Annotated in this window: 17 protein-coding genes; 10 read left to right on the top strand and 7 right to left on the bottom strand. The window is 66.0% G+C overall.

Translation table 11 applies throughout. The features are described from left to right. Nucleotide 1: 1 nt before the first annotated feature. Both ACGTN6_RS09590 and ACGTN6_RS09585 read right to left on the bottom strand, forming a co-directional pair. Nucleotides 2–1288 carry an HlyC/CorC family transporter gene (locus ACGTN6_RS09590; protein ID WP_394591217.1) on the bottom strand — a complete coding sequence of 429 codons (1287 nt, stop codon included), beginning with the start codon at nt 1286–1288 and terminating at the stop codon, nt 2–4. A 58-nt stretch (nt 1289–1346) separates the two neighbouring features. Then, nucleotides 1347–2147 carry a cytochrome C assembly family protein gene (locus ACGTN6_RS09585; protein ID WP_394591216.1) on the bottom strand — a complete coding sequence of 267 codons (801 nt, stop codon included), beginning with the start codon at nt 2145–2147 and terminating at the stop codon, nt 1347–1349. A gap of 218 nt (nt 2148–2365) precedes the next feature. Between ACGTN6_RS09585 and ffh the strand changes: the two genes are divergently transcribed. From ffh to ACGTN6_RS09535, 10 genes are all read left to right on the top strand, one after another. Continuing rightward, nucleotides 2366–3766 carry a signal recognition particle protein gene (gene ffh / locus ACGTN6_RS09580; RefSeq protein WP_394591215.1) on the top strand — a complete coding sequence of 467 codons (1401 nt, stop codon included), beginning with the start codon at nt 2366–2368 and terminating at the stop codon, nt 3764–3766. A 209-nt stretch (nt 3767–3975) separates the two neighbouring features. Continuing rightward, nucleotides 3976–4224, top strand: coding sequence for a 30S ribosomal protein S16 (rpsP, locus tag ACGTN6_RS09575; protein WP_247854816.1), 249 nt, complete (start codon nt 3976–3978; stop codon nt 4222–4224). 37 nt (nt 4225–4261) lie between these two features. Continuing rightward, nucleotides 4262–4813, top strand: a complete 552-nt coding sequence (rimM, locus tag ACGTN6_RS09570; protein WP_394591214.1) for a ribosome maturation factor RimM — start codon at nt 4262–4264, stop codon at nt 4811–4813. 17 nt (nt 4814–4830) lie between these two features. Beyond that, nucleotides 4831–5592: a tRNA (guanosine(37)-N1)-methyltransferase TrmD gene (trmD, locus tag ACGTN6_RS09565; RefSeq protein WP_394591251.1), complete on the top strand. Its 762-nt coding sequence runs from the start codon at nt 4831–4833 to the stop codon at nt 5590–5592. A gap of 157 nt (nt 5593–5749) precedes the next feature. Beyond that, nucleotides 5750–6106 (top strand): 50S ribosomal protein L19, encoded by a 357-nt coding sequence (gene rplS / locus ACGTN6_RS09560; RefSeq protein ID WP_183389110.1) that lies wholly within the window; start codon nt 5750–5752, stop codon nt 6104–6106. Nucleotides 6107–6223: 117 nt separating this feature from the next. Beyond that, entirely contained in the window at nt 6224–7126 is a 903-nt protein-coding gene (gene xerD, locus ACGTN6_RS09555; RefSeq protein ID WP_394591213.1) for a site-specific tyrosine recombinase XerD, read from the top strand. A 3-nt stretch (nt 7127–7129) separates the two neighbouring features. Further along, entirely contained in the window at nt 7130–7870 is a 741-nt protein-coding gene (locus tag ACGTN6_RS09550) for a DsbC family protein (RefSeq protein ID WP_394591212.1), read from the top strand. A gap of 72 nt (nt 7871–7942) precedes the next feature. Then, on the top strand, nt 7943–9259 hold the full coding sequence (locus tag ACGTN6_RS09545; protein WP_394591250.1) for a homoserine dehydrogenase: 1317 nt from the start codon (nt 7943–7945) through the stop codon (nt 9257–9259). An 89-nt stretch (nt 9260–9348) separates the two neighbouring features. Further along, complete coding sequence (thrC, locus tag ACGTN6_RS09540) at nt 9349–10737, top strand: threonine synthase (protein WP_394591249.1); 1389 nt, start codon at nt 9349–9351, stop codon at nt 10735–10737. Between the two features lie 119 nt (nt 10738–10856). Then, nucleotides 10857–12656 carry a single-stranded-DNA-specific exonuclease RecJ gene (locus ACGTN6_RS09535; protein ID WP_394591210.1) on the top strand — a complete coding sequence of 600 codons (1800 nt, stop codon included), beginning with the start codon at nt 10857–10859 and terminating at the stop codon, nt 12654–12656. A 106-nt stretch (nt 12657–12762) separates the two neighbouring features. On the opposite strand, the gene ACGTN6_RS09530 is transcribed toward ACGTN6_RS09535, so the two are convergent. From ACGTN6_RS09530 to ACGTN6_RS09510, 5 genes are all read right to left on the bottom strand, one after another. Further along, on the bottom strand, nt 12763–13521 hold the full coding sequence (locus ACGTN6_RS09530) for a PoNe immunity protein domain-containing protein (RefSeq protein WP_394591209.1): 759 nt from the start codon (nt 13519–13521) through the stop codon (nt 12763–12765). Between the two features lie 19 nt (nt 13522–13540). Next, nucleotides 13541–13903, bottom strand: coding sequence for a hypothetical protein (locus ACGTN6_RS09525; RefSeq protein ID WP_394591208.1), 363 nt, complete (start codon nt 13901–13903; stop codon nt 13541–13543). Nucleotides 13904–13984: 81 nt separating this feature from the next. Beyond that, entirely contained in the window at nt 13985–14797 is an 813-nt protein-coding gene (locus ACGTN6_RS09520) for a PoNe immunity protein domain-containing protein (RefSeq protein ID WP_394591207.1), read from the bottom strand. Next, nucleotides 14794–15558, bottom strand: a complete 765-nt coding sequence (locus ACGTN6_RS09515) for a PoNe immunity protein domain-containing protein (protein WP_394591205.1) — start codon at nt 15556–15558, stop codon at nt 14794–14796. Before ACGTN6_RS09515 ends, ACGTN6_RS09520 begins: the two co-directional genes overlap by 4 nt. Nucleotides 15559–15577: 19 nt before the next feature. Next, nucleotides 15578–16714 carry a hypothetical protein gene (locus tag ACGTN6_RS09510; protein ID WP_394591204.1) on the bottom strand — a complete coding sequence of 379 codons (1137 nt, stop codon included), beginning with the start codon at nt 16712–16714 and terminating at the stop codon, nt 15578–15580. Between the last annotated feature and the right edge of the window lie 26 nt (nt 16715–16740).

Here is a 16740-nt window from a genome sequence, read left to right as displayed (position 1 = left end):
ATCAGGGCTGAGCCGCCTCCGCTCGACGCACGGCCTGCCAGCAGCGTGCCGAGGTGATCAGATTGTCGCGCACCTCGAGAATCTCCATGCGCACAGGGCCGATCTGCAGGCAGGCCGGCCCGTCGGGGAAGGATTCGAGGTGCTCGAGGATCAGTCCGTTGAGGGTCTTGGGCCCGTCGGTGGGCAGTTGCCAGCCCAGTGACTTGTTGATGTCGCGAATGTTGGCGGTGCCGTCGATGACGTGGCTGCCGTCTTCCTGCAGGTGGATTTCCTGGTCCTGGCCGGCCACGTCGGTGGTGAACTCGCCGACGATCTCCTCGAGGATGTCTTCCAGGGTCACCAGGCCCTCCACGTCGCCGTACTCGTCCACCACGATGCCGATACGCCGCTTCTGCTTCTGGAAGTTGAGCAGTTGGGTGTGCAACGGCGTCGATTCGGGAATGAAGTAGGGCTCGCGAGCCTCCTGGACGATGGCTGCCTTGGTGACCTCGCCGCGAGACAGGAAGCGCGCCGCGTTGCGCAGGTGAAGCATACCGATGATGTTGTTGATGTCGCCCTTGTAGACCGGTAACCGGGTGTGCTGGCTGGTGCGAATCTGCGTCAGGATGTCATCCAGGGCGTCGTCGAGATCGATGCCTACCACTTCGTGGCGGGGCACCATGATGTCGTTCACCGTGACGTTCTCGAGGTCGAGAATCGACACCAGCATGGCCTGGTGGCGGCGGGGGATCAGCGGTCCCGCCTCATGAACCACGGTGCGCAGCTCGTCGCGGGTCAGGTTGTCGCCGCCGGCCTCCAGGGTCTTGACCCCGAGCAGGCGTAGTAGGCCATTGGAGATGGCATTGACCATCCATACCAGCGGATAGAGCAGCTTGAGCAGCGGCTCCAGGACCCGCGAGGCGGGGTAGGCGATACGCTCCGGCTTCACCGCGGCGTAGGTCTTGGGGGTGACTTCGGCGAAGATCAGGATGGTGATGGTCAGCAGGCTGGTAGCCACAGCCGGTCCGGTTACCTCGCCGAAGAAATGGATGGCGATGATGGTAGCGATCGAGGCCGCGAGGTTGTTGACGAAGTTGTTGCCGATCAGGATGACGCCGATCAGCCGGTCGGGGCGGCCCAGCAGGCGCATCACCCGCTGGGCTCGGCCCTCGCCCTCGCCGGCCCGATGGCTCAGGCGGTAGCGGTTGATCGACATCATGCCGGTCTCGGAGCTCGAGAAGAAGGCAGAGAGGCAGATGAGCAGCAGCAGCAGGCTAAACAGCAATCCCAGAGGGAAGTCGTCGCTCAAGTCGAAGGATCCTCAATCGCGTATCAGGCTTGAGTTGTAGGGATGGGGCACCCCGGTGTCAAGGACGGGCCAGCAGGACCTCGAGCACGAACTTGCTGCCGAAATAGGCCAGCAGCAGCATCATGTAGCCGCCGAGCGTCCAGCGCACCGCGCGCATGCCGCGCCACCCCAGGCGATGGTGCCCGATCAGCAGGGCGGCGAAGATCACCCAGGCGGCCAGTGATAGCACCGTCTTGTGCACCAGGTGCTGGGCGAACATGTTGTCGACGAACGCGAATCCGCTGGCAATGGCCAGGGTCAGCAGGATCATGCCGGCCCAGATCAGCTCGAACAGCACCCGTTCCATGGTGGTCAGCGGCGGCAGCGACTGGACCACGCCGCGAATATGGTGATGTCGCAGGGCCTGGTTCTGCACGCCGAGCAGGATCGCCTGTACGGCGGAGATCGCCAGCAGGGCGAAGGCCAGCGCCGAGCTCAGGGCATGCAGGGCGATGCCTGGCGTCATGCCCGAGGCCTTCTCGGGGCTCGGCCACTCGACGGCCAGCAGCAGCACCACGCCGGCCAGCGGGAAAAGACCGGTGGCGACGTTGAGTACCGGTTTGAACAGGCTGACTACCAGCAGTACCAGCACCGCCAGGGCGCCGGCCAGTACCAGGCTGGTGGAAAAGCCGGGCAGCAGCGAGTCTCCCTTATCGAGCAGGTCCACGGCGAGTGGCAGGTGACAAAGCAGGCCTAGTGTGCCGAAACCTCTCACCAGCGCATTGCGCGGCGGAACCCTTCGCGTCAGCGCCAGGGCCTGCCAGGAAGCCGCCGCGATATAGAGAATAAAGGCCATGAGGGCTAGGGGGAGCGCTTGCATCGATGGCTATCCGTGCGCCTTTGCCAGCGTGTGACGGTAAGGAATGGAGCCGTCACTATACCGAATCCTCCTTGCCCCGCCCAGCCGGGCGAGCGCGACGCCATGGAGACTCGTCGCCACAAGGCGTATAATTTTGCCCCATTGCAGGAAAAGCCCCTTCTCCCCGTCGATGCGGGGATGTCGAACGGCTTTCCAGGCCAGCGCACGCGGAGAGGCCCATGTTCCAGAATCTCAGTGATCGTCTGTCGCAGACGCTCAAGTCGATCAAGGGTCAGGCTCGCCTGACCGAAGACAATGTCAAGGATACCCTGCGCGAGGTGCGCCGGGCGCTGCTGGAGGCCGATGTCGCCCTGCCGGTGGTCAAGGCCTTCATCGACCGGGTGCGCGAGCGCGCCGTGGGTCAGGAGGTGTCGAAGAGCCTTTCCCCGGGGCAGCAGTTCGTTAAGATCGTCCAGCAGGAGCTCGAGGCGATCATGGGCGAGGCCAATGAAGGCCTGACGCTCAAGAGTCGCCCGGCGGTGGTGCTGATGGCCGGCCTGCAGGGCGCGGGCAAGACCACCTCCGTGGCCAAGCTGGCGCGCTACCTGCGCGAGCGCGAGAAGAAGAAGGTGCTGGTGGTCTCCGCCGACGTCTATCGCCCGGCGGCCATCGACCAGCTCGAGACGCTGGCGAAAGAAGTCGAGGTCGACTTCTTCCCGTCGCGCAGCGACCAGCAGCCGGTGGCTATCGCCGAGGCGGCGATCAAGCACGCCAAGATCCAGTTCCACGACGTGGTGCTGGTCGATACCGCCGGCCGACTGGCCATCGACGAGGCGATGATGGCCGAGATCCAGGCCCTCAACGCCGCCGTGTCGCCGGATGAGACGCTGTTCGTGGTCGATGCCATGACCGGCCAGGACGCGGCCAACACCGCCAAGGCCTTCCACGAGGCGCTGCCGCTGACCGGGGTGATCCTGACCAAGGCCGACGGCGATGCCCGCGGCGGTGCGGCGCTGTCCGTGCGCCACATCACCGGCAAGCCGATCAAGTTCATGGGCGTGGGCGAGAAGGTCGATGCCCTGGAGCCCTTCCATCCCGACCGCGTGGCCTCGCGCATCCTGGGCATGGGCGACGTCCTGTCGCTGATCGAGGAGGCCGAGCGTACCGTCGACAAGGGCAAGGCCGAGAAGCTGGCCAAGAAGGTCAAGAAGGGCGACGGCTTCGATCTCGAGGACTTCCGCGACCAGCTCCAGCAGCTCAAGAAGATGGGCGGCATGGGCGGCCTGCTCGGCAAGCTGCCCGGCATGGGGCAGATGGCCGAGATGGCTCAGGGCCCCGGTCCGGAGAAGGAGATGGGCAAGCTCGAGGCGCTGATCAATTCCATGACGCCCCAGGAGCGCCGCAAGCCCGACATCATCAATGGCTCTCGCAAGCGCCGCATCGCTGCCGGCGCCGGCCTGCAGGTGCCCGATCTCAATCGCCTGCTCAAGCAGCACAAGCAGATGCAGAAGATGATGAAGAAGGCCGGCAAGAAGGGCGGCATGCAGAAGATGATGCGCGGCATGTCCGGCATGATGGGCGGCGGCGGCCCGGGAGGACCGGGCGGCATGGGCGGTCCCGGCGGCATGCCGTGGCGCTGAGCCGCCGGCGCCGCCAGCTAAAAAGGTTTCCAAGCCGGGGAGATTTCCGTAGAATGCGGCGTCTTCACTGGCAGGCCTGCGATTCATCGCGGGCCTCGTCGTGACCGAACACCCCGGCGGCACGCCCACCGGCGTGCGGTCGAACCGATTGTCGAGGGCTTCGCTCCCGACCGACAACCTCCGTAACTCAACCGAAGGACAGTCAACGCATGGTTACCATTCGTCTGGCACGTGGTGGCGCCAAGAAGCGTCCCTTCTACCACCTGACCGTGACCGATTCTCGCAAGTCTCGCGACGGTCGTTTCATCGAACGCCTCGGCTTCTTCAACCCGGTGGCCCGTGGTCAGGAAGAGCGTCTGCGCGTCGACCTCGACCGCATCCAGCACTGGCAGGACCAGGGCGCCCAGCTTTCCGGCCGTGTCGCCGAGCTGGTCAAGGAAGCCCGCAAGCAGGCCTGATCGGCCTGTTGCCCCGAATGTCTGAGGCAGGATCGCGATGAGCGCAGGCGTCGAGCGCAGCCCAGCCGACGAACACGTAGTGCTGGGCAAGTTGACCAGCCCCTACGGAGTGAAGGGCTGGCTGAAGGTGTATTCGTACACCAGCCCGATGGAAGGCATCCTTGAGTACGACGAGTGGGTGCTGCGCCATGAGGGTCGCCTGGAACGCTTTCGCCTTGCCCAGGGACGCCCGCAGGGCAAAGGGCTGGTGGCTCGCCTGGAAGGCGTCGACGACCGCGGTCGGGCGGAAGCCCTGGCCGGCGCCGAGGTGCTGTTGCCGACGGCCGAGCTGCCCGAGCTCGACGGCGACGACGACTTCTACTGGTACCAGCTGGAAGGCCTGCGCGTGGTGACTCGCGAGGGCGTGACGCTGGGTCAGGTCGACTACCTCTTCGAGACCGGCGCCAACGACGTGCTGGTGGTCAAGGGGCGCGGCGAGGATGCCGTCGACGATCGCGAACGGCTGCTGCCCTTCCTGCCCGACGAGGTCGTGCTGGAAGTGGATCTCGAGGCCGGCGTGATGACCGTCGACTGGGATCCGGACTTTTGAGTCGCAGCGAGGCCTCCATGTGGGTCGGCGTGGTATCGCTGTTCCCCGAGATGTTCGAGGCGCTGACCCGTCAGGGCGTGACGGGCAGAGCGGTGGAGAAGGGGCATATTGCCCTGGAGTTCTGGAATCCCCGGGACTACGCCACCGATCGGCATCGCACCGTGGACGATCGCCCCTACGGCGGCGGCCCGGGGATGCTGATGAAGGTCGATACCCTGCGCTCGGCCATCCACGACGCCCGCGAGCGGGCCGAGGAAGCGACCGGGCAACGCCCGAAAGTGATCTATCTCTCGCCCCAGGGGCGGCAGCTGGATCAGCGCGGCGCGCAGGAACTGGCGGAAGGTCCCCCTCTGGTGGTGGTGGCCGGACGCTACGAAGGCATCGATGAACGGGTCGTTGAAGCCGACATCGATGAGGAATGGTCGATCGGCGACTACGTGCTGAGCGGCGGCGAGCTGCCGGCCATGGTGCTGATCGATGCCGCGGCAAGGCTGGTGCCCGGCGTATTGGGCCACCAGGATTCCGCGGTCGAGGACTCCTTCAACGACGGACTGCTGGACTGTCCGCACTACACGCGTCCCGAGGTCATCGACGGACGACGAGTGCCGGACGTTCTGCTCAGCGGCCACCATGGCGCCATTCGGCGCTGGCGGCTCAAGCAGTCCCTGGGGCGGACCTGGCTCAGGCGGCCCGACCTGCTCGAGGGCAGGACGCTGAGCGCCGAGCAGCAGGCGCTGCTGAAGGAGTTCATCGAGGAGTACGCGCTGGCCACCCGATAGGCCAGGGCGGAGGTGCAGGACGTGCCCCGAGGGGCGACGGACCTGTGTCACCAACAGCACTCCCGTGCCTCGACGCGTTCGAGCGCCGGGATCACGATTCGCCGGCCATCCACTGCCGGACCGGCGAGTCAACGTATGTTATCGAGGAGTTATCGTCATGAGCAGCAAGAACAAGGTGATCCAGGCGCTCGAAGCCGAGCAGATGAGCAAGGAAGTGCCGGAATTCGCCCCGGGTGACACTGTGATCGTCCAGGTCAAGGTCAAGGAAGGCAACCGCGAGCGTCTCCAGGCCTTCGAAGGCGTGGTCATCGGCAAGCGCAACCGCGGTCTGAACTCCGCCTTCACCGTGCGCAAGATCTCCCACGGTGTCGGCGTCGAGCGGACCTTCCAGACCTACAGCCCGCTGGTCGACTCCATCAGCGTCAAGCGTCGCGGCGACGTGCGTCAGGCCAAGCTGTACTACCTCCGCGAGCGCAGCGGCAAGTCCGCCCGCATCAAGGAAAAGCTGGCCTGAGGCAACGCCTCACCGGCCAGTGGTGACGCGGCTTGTCAGTCCGCGTGACATCGAAACCCCGTCACCGCAGCCGCGGGGCGGGGTTTCGTCGTTCAGGGATGTCCGAGGAGAGGCGGCATGACGGTCGGTGATGATGCCGTGGCGTTGATCGAGGCCTGCCTCGACGATCTGTGGTTGGGGCAGGGCGCCAGCGACAACACCCTGGCGGCCTACCGCCGCGATCTCACGGCCTGGTCTCGCTGGCTCGAGGCGCATGACGCGACTCTGCTGGCGCCCGGTTCCGATGCCCTGCCAGCCTGGCTGGAAGAGCGCCGTGAGGGCGGCTACAAGCTGCGCAGCAATGCCCGGCTGCTGTCTAGCCTGCGGCGTTTCTATCGCTGGGCGTTGGCCGAGGGGCGTATCGACCACGACCCGCTCGCCGAGGTGCGTCTACCGCCGGCCAGGCCTTCGCTGCCGAATACCCTGGAAGAGGACGAGGTGGAGCGACTGCTCGCTGCGCCGGACCTCGACAGCGAGCTTGGGCTACGCGATCGCACCATGCTCGAGGTGCTCTACGCCGCCGGGCTGCGCGTCAGCGAGCTGGTGGGGCTGACCACCGATGCCGTCAATCTGCGCCAAGGTGTGGTGCGGGTGCGAGGCAAGGGGGACAAGGAGCGGCTGGTCCCGCTCGGCGAGGAGGCCGTGGACTGGCTGTCGCGCTATCTGCGCACCGGCCGCCCGGCGCTGATGAGCGATCCCACGCGTCCGGCGCTGTTCCCCGGCCGCGGTGATGCCTGCCTGACCCGGCAGGCGTTCTGGCACCGGATCAAGGCGCATGCCCTGGTCGCCGGCATCGACCGGCCGTTGTCGCCGCACACGCTGCGCCACGCTTTTGCCACCCATCTGTTGAATCATGGGGCCCACCTGCGTGTCGTACAGCTGTTGCTGGGTCACAGTGACCTCTCGACCACCCAGATCTATACCCATGTGGCGCAGGCCCGGCTCGAGGCCCTGCACGCCGATCATCACCCCCGAGGCTGAAACATGAGACGAACCACACGTGCCCTTGTCGCCGGAGCTCTCACCACCCTGTCCCTCTCCGCCATGGCCCAGGACCCGGTCATCGAGCGGCTGACCGAGCATCTGGAGGTCGATGGCCAGTCCATGCCGGTGCAGCGCATCGAGCCAACGCCGCTGGCAGGTTTCTACGAGGTGCGGCTGGAGACCGGCGAGCGCTTCTACACCGATGCCGAGGGCGACTATTTCCTGGTCGGGGACCTCTACGAAAACGCCCAGGGTGGTCTGGTCAACCTGACCGAGCAGGCACAAAATGCCGAACGTGCCGCCAGGATAGCCGCGATTCCCGACGACGAGCGGGTCGTGTTTCGCGGCACCGACGAGCCGCGGGCACGGGTCACGGTGTTTACCGACACCACTTGCCCCTATTGCCGTCACCTGCATGAAGAAGTGCCGCGCCTCAATGCCATGGGTATCGAAGTGGATTACCTGGCCTTTCCGCGCGGTGGCATGAACTCGCCGGGCGCTCGGGAACTGCAGCAAGTATGGTGCTCGGACAATCCGAGCGAGGCCATGTCGGCAGCCAAGCGCGACGGGGCGCTCGAGGGTGACACGACCTGCGACAATCCGGTCGAGGCACAGTATCATCTGGGCATGGAGCTCGGCGTGCAGGGCACGCCGGCCATCGTCCTGCCCGATGGGCGCCTGGTGCCCGGCTACGTGCCGGCGGAGCGCCTGGCGGCCATGTTGGGCCTGAACGATCAATAGCCGCGCCATCGAGTGCGGGGGCCCTTGGGGCCGACATCGCTGTGACACACGCCAGTAACGAGGGGAATGACATTGAAACCGGTGAGAGTGGGAATCTGTGGCCTGGGCACCGTCGGGGGCGGGACCTTCAACGTACTGACGCGCAACGCCGACGAGATCGCACGTCGGGCGGGGCGTCCCATCGTCATCGAGCAGGTGGCCTACCGAACCCCCAACCCCGAGTGTGACGTCACCGGTATCAAGAGCACCCAGGACGTCTTCGAAGTGGCCGCCAACCCCGACATCGACGTCGTCGTCGAGCTGATCGGTGGCTATGACGTGGCTCGGGAGCTGGTGCTGACCGCCATCGAAAACGGCAAGCACGTGGTCACCGCCAACAAGGCGCTGATCGCGGTGCATGGCAACGAGATCTTCAAGGCCGCCCATGAGAAGGGCGTGATCGTGGCCTTCGAGGCCGCGGTGGCAGGCGGCATTCCGGTGATCAAGTCGCTGCGCGAGGGCCTGGGGGCCAATCGCATCGAGTGGCTGGCCGGCATCATCAACGGCACCGGCAACTTCATCCTCACCCACATGCGCGACGAGGGCCGTGCCTTCGAGGACGTGCTCGCCGAGGCCCAGGCGCTGGGCTATGCCGAGGCCGATCCGACCTTCGACGTGGAAGGCATCGATGCCGCCCACAAGCTGACCATCCTGGCCTCCATCGCCTACGGCGTGCCGCTGCAGTTCGAGAAGGCCTACACCGAGGGCATCTCCCGGGTCACCGCCGAGGACGTCGAGCAGGCCGATAACCTGGGTTACATCATCAAGCACCTGGGCATCTCCAAGCGCACCGATGACGGCCTGGAGCTGCGCGTCCACCCGACGCTGATTCCCAAGGAGCGGCTGCTGGCCAACGTGCATGGCGTCAAGAACGCCATCGCCGTGATGGGTGATGCCGTGGGCCCGACCCTCTACTACGGCGCCGGCGCCGGCGCCGAGCCGACCGCCTCGGCGGTGGTGGCCGACGTGCTCGACGTCGCCCGCGACATCACCACCGATCACCACTACCGGGTGCCCTACCTGGCCTTCAGCGGCATCGGCGAGAACGCCGACCAGCCGCCGATCCTGGCCATGGAAGAGATCAGCACGGCGTACTATCTGCGCCTGCTGGCGGTAGACCGCCCCGGCGTGCTGGCACGGGTCGCCACCATCCTCTCCGAGGAAGGCATCTCCATCGAGGCGCTGATCCAGAAGGAGGCCACCGAGGGCGAACTGGTGCCGATCATCCTGATGACCCATCGCACTCGCGAAAAGCAGATGAACGAGGCGATCCGCAAGATCGAATCCATGGCCGATATCGCCGGCTCCGTCACTCGCATTCGCGTCGAGTCGCTGGACGAGAACCAATAACCATCGGCCGCGAGCCTTTGGCAGCGGGCGGCGGGCAGCGATATGCCCGTAGCCCGTAGCCCGTAGCTCGAGTCCCACGGAGTGGAATGATGCGCTATATCAGTACCCGCGGGCAGGCGCCCGCGCTGTCCTTCGAGGAGGTCGTTCTCACCGGCATGGCCAGCGACGGTGGCCTCTACGTGCCCGAGGCCGTTCCCCAGCTCAGCCACGAGCAGCTCGCCGACATGGCTGGCTGTTCCTACGCCGAGATCGCCTTCCGGGTGATGCAGCCCTACGTGGGCGGCGAGATCGATGACGACACCTTCCGCGAGATCGTCCGCGACGCCTACGCGACCTTCAGCCACGACGCCGTGGTGCCGCTGAACCAGCTCGACGCCAATCACTTCCTGCTCGAGCTGTTCCACGGCCCGACGCTGGCGTTCAAGGACGTGGCCCTGCAACTGCTCGGCCGGCTGCTCGACCACTTCCTCAAGAAGCGCGGCGAGCGCGCGGTGATCATGGGCGCCACCTCCGGGGACACCGGCTCGGCCGCCATCGAGGGCTGCCGCCACTGCGACAACCTGGACATCTTCATCCTGCATCCGCACCAGCGGGTGTCCGAGGTCCAGCGTCGCCAGATGACGACCGTACTGGCGGACAACGTCTTCAACGTCGCCATCGAGGGCAACTTCGACGACGCCCAGGCCATGGTCAAGGCCAGCTTCGCCAACCAGGACTTCCTGAACGGCACCCGGCTGGTGGCGGTGAACTCGATCAACTGGGCGCGCATCATGGCCCAGATCGTCTACTACGTGGCCTCCGCCGTGGCGCTCGGCGCGCCGCACCGCAAGGCGAGCTTCTGCGTGCCGTCGGCCAACTTCGGTAACGTCTTCGCCGGCTACATGGCCTACCGCATGGGCCTGCCGGTCGAGCGCTTCGTGATCGCCACCAACGCCAACGATATCCTGCACCGCACCCTGGCCGACAACGACTTCTCCAAGAAGGAGCTGGTCGCGACCCTGGCGCCGTCCATGGACATCGTGGTGTCGTCCAACTTCGAGCGCCTGCTGTTCGAAGCCTACCAGCGTGACGGCGACGCCGTGGCCGCGCTGCTCGAGCGCTTCCAGGACGAGCCCTCGGCGCTGTCCGATGCGCCGCTGGCGCGGCTGCGCGAGATGTTCGCCAGCCACAGCATCGACGACGCCACCATCCTGGAGGTGATTCGCGAGGCGCATCACCGCACCCAGGAGATCCTCGACCCGCACACCGCCACCGGCTATCGCGCCGCCGAGCGCGAGCGCGGCGACGAGAGCGTGCCGATGGTCACCCTGGCCACCGCGCATCCGGCCAAGTTCGCCGAGGCGGTGGTCAAGGCCGGTTTCCCGGGCGTGCCGCTGCCGCCGCACATGGACGACCTGCTGGAGCGCGAGGAGCGCTACAGCGTGCTGCCGGCCGAGCTCGCCGCCGTGCAGCGGTTCGTGGCTGAGAATCGGCGCTAAGTCGGTCCCGATGCGGAAGCCGATCCGGGGGCGTCCGTCCCCGGCGGCTCCCCGCCATCGCCGTTGCACCCATGACGCCCGGTTCGCCGGGCGTCTTGCCGTCACCTCCAGGAGTTTCCGTGGACGCTACCCAGACGCCCGTATCCGACGCTTCGCTGACGCCCCGCATCCTGCCGCGTCCCCGCGACGAGGCCCTGGAGGCCCGCGCCCTGGCCGAAGGGCTGACGCCGCTGCAGGCCCGCGTGCTGGCCGGGCGCCTGCCCGGCCATACTGGCGAGCTCGCCCCGCTGGTGTCGCCGAGCCTGCGCCACCTGGCGCATCCCGAGCGCCTCAAGGACGCGCGCCCGGCCGCCGAGCGCATCGCCCAGGCGGTGGTCGAGGGCGAGCATATCGGCATCCTCACCGACTACGACGTCGACGGCATCACCTCCCACGTGGTGATCCGCCGCACCCTGAACGAGCTGTTCGGCGTGCCCGAGGCCAGGCTGCATAGCCTGATCGGTCACCGCATCCACGACGGCTACGGCATCAGCCTGCCGCTGGTGGAGCGCACCCTGAAACTCTCGCCGCGGCCGAGCCTGGTGATCACCGCCGACTGCGGCAGCTCCGATGAGCCGCGCATCGCCCGGCTCAAGGCCGCCGGCATCGACGTGGTGGTCAGCGACCACCACGCGCTGCCGGTGGAGGGACCGCCGGCCTCGGCCTTCGCCACCGTCAACCCGACCCGCGACGACTGCGATTACCCGGACCCGACCATCGCCGGCTGCATGGTCGCCTGGCTGACCATGTCGCTGGCCCGTTCGGTGCTGATCGAGTGGGGCGTGCTGTCGGCCGCCACGCCCAAGCTGTCGCCCTGGCTCTCCTACGTGGCGCTGGGCACCGTGGCCGACTGCGTGTCGCTCGGCGGCAGCGCGGCCAACCGCGCCGTGGTCACCCAGGGTCTGGTGCTGATCAATCGCATGGAGGCGGCCTGCTGGCGGACCATGGCCGAGCGGCTGGGCGCCGACAGCGTGCCCTTCGACGCCGAGACCCTGGCCTTCCAGATGGGCCCGCGGATCAACGCCCGCTCGCGGCTCGACGACCCCTACGCCGCACTGCATTTCATGCTCGCGACGGACGATGCCACGGCGGCGCGGCACCTGGAGACGCTCGATCAGGACAACCAGTCGCGCAAGGCGATCGAGGCAGACATGGCCGAGCAGGCGAGGGCGCTGGCCCGGCCGCAGCTCGCCGATAACGCGCCGGCGCTGGTGGTCTTCCTCGAGGATGGCCATCCCGGCGTGCAGGGCATCGTCGCGTCACGGCTGGTGCAGGCCTTCGGCCGGCCGACCCTGGTGCTGACCCCGGCTGCCCAGGCCGGCATGCTGACCGGCTCGGGGCGCTCCATCGAGGCGCTGCACCTGCGCGATGCTCTGCAGCGCACCTTCGAGCTCGCCCCCGAGGCGCTGCCGCGCTTCGGCGGCCATCGCGGCGCCGCCGGCGTCGGCGTACCGGTAGAAGCGCTCGAGGCCTTCCGCACCGCCTTCCTGCAGGCGGTAGGCGAGCAGCTCGGCGACACCGAGCTGTTCCCCAGGATCTTCACCGACGGCGAACTGGAACCGGCTCAGATGAGTCTCGCCACCCTCGACGAGCTGGAGGCGCTCGGGCCCTACGGCCGCGAGTTCGATCCGCCGCTGTTCGAAGGGGCGTTTCTGGTGGAATCGCTGCGCCCGGTGGGCGCCGAGGGCAATCACCTGATGATGGAGCTCTCGGCCGGCCCGGTGGCGACCAGGGCGATCTGGTTCCGGGCGCTGACCCCGGGAGAGGTACCGGCCTTCGGGGTCGGCGACCGGCTTCACTGCGCCTACAAGCTCAACCGCAACCGCTGGCGCGGCCGCGAATCGCTGCAACTGATGGTCGAGCACGCCGCGCCGACGTGAGGGAAGGCGTCAGCCCCCCAGCGCCAAGACGGCAGTGAACGCTCGCCGACGGCGGTGACGTAGGCGGGCGACTTGCGAGTGTCGCGCAGGGCGATGCTGGGAGCGCTCATGCCGGATCTCCATGCACCAGGGCGGCGGGATAGAGGGGATGGTCGCGGAAGGCGCTATCGTCGATGCCGAACAGCTTGACCACCAGGGCGGCTTCGAAGCACCAGTCGCCGGGATGATAGGGCTCCGTGCCCTTGCTGATGATGCCGATGCCCCAGCTTTTGACGGTCTTGGCATAGCCGTCGAGGAAGCTCTTGATCAGCTTGCCCTGCTGAACGGAGGCTGCATCCAGAGCCTCAAAAAGTGGCGCATAGGGTTTGGGATACAGCAGGCCGTCGGCCACCGGACGCTCATGATCGCCCAGGGCGATGGCGATGCGATCGAACAGCGCATCGACGCCGGGGTTGTCGATCAGTGCCAGGGCGCGGTCGATATGCGCCTGATCGGCGCCCAAGCAGGCGGCGAAGGTCAGCCAGCGACAGTACTCGATATAAGCCCCATCGCTCAAGCGTTCATACATCACGCGATTTTCTTGCTTTTCTTCGGGTAGTGCATCGCAGTAGTAAAGCAGCTTTTCACGCTGCTCAAGCAGCCCAGGTAGGTCGTCACGGAGAGCCACCAGATCGTCCCCACGTGAATAACGGGCGACAATTAGGTCGAGCGTTTGTGAAAATGCTCCTGAAGCTGCCTTTACCTTGCCTTCTGGCGGTAATTGTTCTGGGTGATCACGCCTATCTTTCCGCTTTTGGTTGCTTTCAGTCCAAAACCGAATGTACTCGTCCAGATCTTCTTTTTTACGTGAAGTTTCGCGCAGCATACGTTTATCTCCCTCTTACTTAAAAATCCGGGGCATCGCCTATTACTCTAGCATTGTCATCTAGCAACCTTACCCGGGATGAGCCGTCAGGTTTGACACGCACCAGATACTTATCGATGCGGCCAGCATCCCAAGACGCTTGAACTTCATCCAAGAGCACTGGATCATCGTCCACGGCCTTAGCAAGATTACGCTCTACCCAGCGGTTATCCATCTGCTTGGTACCATCGGCCAGTTTACCCAGGCGAGCCCGACCGAACTTGGCCTCGGTGACCACGAAGTCCGGCGGCCGCTTGTGCGGAGGGGTGCGATAGAGGCCGTCGATGCCGGTTTGTCCAGGGATTGTCACCACCACCGGTTTTATTGCCGTGATACGAGACACAGTCCGCCCATTCTTGAGGGGCGAGGAGCGACAAAGGGCATCGCCGGCCGTTGGGCCAGCGATATGGCCGCTCCCGGCGGATCAACGCCTGTTGGTCGATGCCCGATATTGCGCCGCCAGGTCGGCCGGGTAGCAGGGGTGATGGCACAGTTCGGTGTCGTCCACTTCGTAGAGTGCGACGACCAGCGCGGCTTCAAAGCACCAGTAGCCCACGTAGAAATCCGTCAGCTCGAACTCGTCATCCTCCTTGAGGTGGTTGTCGTACCAGGCGGCGGCTTCACATCCGGCATACCAGCCATCGAGGAAGCGCTTGAGGGCGTGAGGGCGCAGCGTGGCGGGCGCCTCGATCGCTTCGAGCAGTGGCGCATGAAGGTGGGGATAGTTCAGGCGATCCGCCTGCGGGCGGTCGCGATCGCCCAGCGCCTGGGCCAGCCGATCGAACAGTGCGTCCTGACCGACGTTGCCGGTCACGGCCAGCATGCGCCGACGGTAATCCTCGCCGACATCCAGGCAGACGGCCAGCGACCACCACCAAAGATGATACAGGTAGGTGTCGAAGGTCTCGAAGCGGCTGTCGAACTGCTCCAGCGAGCGTCGCATGACCTGCTGGCGTTCCGGGAGCTTGTCGCCGAACTCGGCGAGCTGTTCGCGGCGTCTGAGCACCTCGTCCAGCCGGGGGCGCAGGCTCTCCAGGGGATCGCCCTGCGAGTAGCGGGCGATGAGGCCATACAGGCTGCCCTCGAAGAGCTGCCAGGCGCTTCGCACCCGGTCATCGGGCAGGCGGTTGACCGGATCGGTGGGCTCGCCTTGCAGGCCGACCTCGAGCTCGCTCAGCAAGGCGCTGAAGTAGGCAGGCGACTTGCGGGTGTCGCGCATCAAAGCATCGGCACTCATGCAGGGTCTCCATGCACCAGGGCGGCGGGATAGAGGGGATGCTCGCGGAAATCGCTATCGTCGATGCCAAACAGCTTGACCACGAGGGCGGCCTCGAAGCACCAGTCACCGGGATGATAGGGACCATCATCATCGGGCATCGTCATGAACCCTAGGCCCCATTTATAAATAGTCTTGGCATAACCATCGAGGAATTTTGTGATCAGCTTGCCCTGCTGAACGGGGGCTGCATCCAACGCCTCAAAAAGTGGCGCATAAGGTTTGGGATACAGCAGGCCGTCGGCCACCGGACGCTCACGATCGCCCAGGGCGATGGCGATGCGATCGAACAGCGCATCGACGCCGGCGTTGTCGATCAGTGCCAGGGCGCGGTCGATATGCGCCTGATCGGCGCCGAGGCAGGCGGCAAAGGTCAGCCAGCGGCAATAGTGAATATACCTTGACTGACTTAAACGCTCATACTGAACGCGGTACTCTTGATTCTCCTCGGGCAAGGCATCGAGGTAGTGCAGTAGCGCTTCGCGCTGCTCGAGCAGGCCGGGCAGGTCGTCGCAAAGACTGGCCAGATCGTCGCCGCGCGAATAACGGGCGACCATGAGATCGAGCGTCTGCGAGAATACGCCGGAGGCTGCCTTCACTTTGCCTTCCGGCGGCAGTTGCTCCGGTCGATCGCGTCGCTCTTTACGCTTGCGGGTGCTCTCCGAGAAGAACCGAATATATTCGTCGAGGTCTTCTTTCCGACGCGTGGTCTCGCGTAGCATGGTATTGACTCCTTGAAGGTTAAAATCCCTTTGGGGTGCCGATGACTCGGGCCCGCTCATCGAGCTGCCTTACCCGGGCGCTGCCGTTATGCTTCACCCGCACCAGGTACTTGTCGACACGCCCTGTTTCCCAAGACTCCATAAGCTCGTCGTATAGGGCTGGGTTGGCTTTGGGGTCTACTGCATCAGCAAGCCTTTCCTCCACCCAGAAATCATCCATCTGCTTGGTGCCATCGGCCAGTTTACCCAGGCGAGCCCGACCGAACTTGGCCTCGGTGACCACGAAGTCCGGCGGCGGGTCGGGATGGCGGTAAAGGCCGTCGATGCCGGTTTGTCCAGGGACATACTTGCCGTCTGTGCGGCCCACCGGCGTCATGCCGTTTCGGGTCATCGTCTCGTGGGCCCGTGCCTCGCCGAAGGCCCCCTTCTGATGGTTGGTGGCGTTTCTCGAGATATGAACGCCATCGCCCTCGGGGGCCCGTGAGGGGGTGTCCGGTGTGCGTCGCGAGACATCCCCCGCGGCCTCGGCCAGGTCGGCGGCCGACTTGGCCGCGCCGCTGCCCTTGGGGCCCACGAGCTCGAACGCAAACACCGTGGCGCTCATCTCGATCGCGCCCAAGGTGCCATTGCGCTCGCGGGCCTCTTGCCAGGCGTCCACCACGGCGTCCTTGATGCCGCCGTAGGCGTCCGCGGTGCGCTGCCACTCTTCACCGTATCGTGCGGCGCGCTCGGCGTCACCGGTGGCCAGGCCGATGCCGCTGTCGAGCAGATCCAGGGGGCTTGGGCCGGTGAGGGTGTCCAGGCCTCGGTAGGTGTCGACGGCGCCTTGCACCACCCGTTCCCGCGCAGCCGCGGTGGTGGCGGCATCGCTGCTGAAGGGCAGCGCCTCCCAGGCGGTTCGGGCCGCCGACTTGGCGCTTTCCCACTTGTCGCTGATGACTCGGCCGGCTTCCTGGCCGGCGTTCCAGCTCGGCTCGCTGTCGCTCGCGGCGCCGGCTTGGCCGGGGGCGCTCTGCACCGTCTGGCGCAGCGTGGTCAGATAGCCCGGAGCACCGCCGACGCCCGAGGCGTTGCAGTTGATCAGGCAGGCGCTGTCGTGGCGTGCCATCGGCAGGCCGTTGACCTTGACGTTATCCTGGCCATCGGTGATCAGCACATGACCGCTGCCCAGCGAGGTGCCGG

It is taken from the genome of Halomonas sp. B23F22_20 (assembly GCF_043496985.1).
Lineage (GTDB): Bacteria > Pseudomonadota > Gammaproteobacteria > Pseudomonadales > Halomonadaceae > Halomonas.
Note: the sequence above shows the minus strand (reverse complement) of the source record. Positions and strands in the feature narration are given on the sequence as shown.